A 2,021-nucleotide genomic window follows, 5' to 3' on the forward strand; every position below is an offset into this window, starting at 1 on the left:
TTTTGGAAAGCAGTTTCCAAGTTTTGAGCAGTATTTTTCTGCATTTCGTCAGATTTTGCTATTTTTTCTACATAGTCTAATATATTTTTTCTGCTTAATTTTACATTTATCTTATTATCAACAATTTCTGCAGTTCCATTTATCAATTCAGGAGTTTCTACTTTATCAAAATTTCCATTAATCCCCTTTTCAGCTTCAATCACAGTTGAGGAAAGAGGTTTTGCAGTAATATATCTTCCATTGCTTAATGTTTGTAAAGTTGTATTTCCTCCATTTAAGTTTACTGTTCCTCTTACTGTGAGTTTTGTTCCTATTTGAGCTTTTGTTACAGAACCTGCGGTTGCTTCATAGTTTCCAGTTATAACTGCTCCAGAGCCTCTATTTTCTAGAGTTCCACCTTCATTTTTCACATTTACTGGCGATAGGTTTCCGCTGTAATTTCTTAATCCGATAACAGTTGTAGGAGTAGTTACTAAAGTTCCACCTGATTTTATGGTTATTGGCGATCCATTTTCTTTCTGTATTTCTAAAGTTCCGCCTTCTACAGTAGTATCACCTTGATAGTCGTTATTTCCAGATAATATTAATCTACCATTACCAGATTTTTTTAAACCACCTAAACCTGTAATGTCATTTTCAAATTTTGAAGTTATATTATCTCCAATATTTGCATTAAATTGACCTTTTGCTCCTGCATTAGAAGCATGTTCCCCAACAAGTAGTTCATTACTGAATTGAGAAGGGCCTTTTAATGCTTTTTCTTCATTTAAAAATCCCCATCCAAAAGTACTGTCTACGCCTGGATCTCCTAAATCTGTTGCAGTTGTAAGTATAGTTTGCTGTATTTCGTGTCCTGTCATCCATGGAAATTTTTCTTTTAATTTAGCAGCAAGGGCAGATACTTTTGGTGTTGCAAAGGATGAACCGTATTCTGAGCATCCTGGAAGTCCGCATTCACCATTTGCAGCTACAGTCCACCATTTAGCTCTTCCTGCTCTTGCTAGATGAGGATTATATTCGCTTCCATCTGAACGTACTCCTGTTACAGCAATCCATCCTTTATAAAGTCCAGATACATAATAAGGCAATCCTGCTTGAATACTTACTTCATCCATAGTCGTTTCATCAGCGCGTCTGTTACCTGCAGCCCAAACAAATAATGAACCTTGATTTACCGCATTTTTGTAAAAATTTATTAAATTGTTAACTCTGTTATCATTTTCTAGCAGAGTAATTGTTTCACCAAGTTTTCTTAAATATATTCTAAATGGCTCTCTAAAATTAGTAGAATTAAATTCTCCTAATGTTTGTTGTGTACCAAAAGAGTGGCTATATATTCTAATTCCTCTATTTTGAAGTTCTTGATATTTGTTTATATCTAAATAAAATCCGCTTCCTTGACTAATGCTTACACCGTGAATTTTTGCACCAGTCGCACCAGTACCACTATTTCCACCTAAAATAGAAGCTACAAGTATTCCGTGATCATTTTTGCTTAAATAAGCTGTATTAGCCATTGGCTCTTTAATAAACCTGTCTTTAAACTCCTTATCTATTATTTCATCAATATAACTTTGTTTATTGTACAATTGATTAGTATGAACATCAGATGATAAAAAATCACTATCTAATACAGCAACATCAACGCCTCTTCCTGTAAAAGTTTTGTTTTCTGGAACTTGACTTGGGGAAGAATTATTGTTGTTAGTTCCTGATTGGTTATTTAATCCCGATTGGGACGGATTATTTTGTGTTTGACTGTTATTTGGAAGATTTGGATTTTGTGTTTGGTTATTATTATTGCTAGGCTGGTTTGGAGTTGGAACAGGAGTGGCTGAACCTGTTTGTGATGAAGAACTTCCACCGCCTCCACCACCGCCACAACTTGATAGTACGGTAATAAGGCTAATTAATAATAAAATCTTTTTCATATTAAAACTCCTTTGTATATTATTTGTTTATAATTAATTTTTCATTCGTTATAATTATACCATATAAAACGACAAAAAAGTTTTAAATAT

1 protein-coding gene is annotated in these 2,021 nt (G+C 33.5%); it reads right to left on the reverse strand.

All coding sequences use genetic code 11. The features are described from left to right. A partial coding sequence (locus Q0370_RS08660) for a S8 family serine peptidase (RefSeq protein WP_299574686.1) occupies positions 1–1,931 on the reverse strand: 1,931 nt, incomplete at its 3' end. Between the last annotated feature and the right edge of the window lie 90 nt (positions 1,932–2,021).

The sequence above is a fragment of the uncultured Leptotrichia sp. genome, assembly GCF_938036635.1.
In the GTDB taxonomy this organism is placed as follows: Bacteria; Fusobacteriota; Fusobacteriia; order Fusobacteriales; family Leptotrichiaceae; genus Leptotrichia; species Leptotrichia hongkongensis.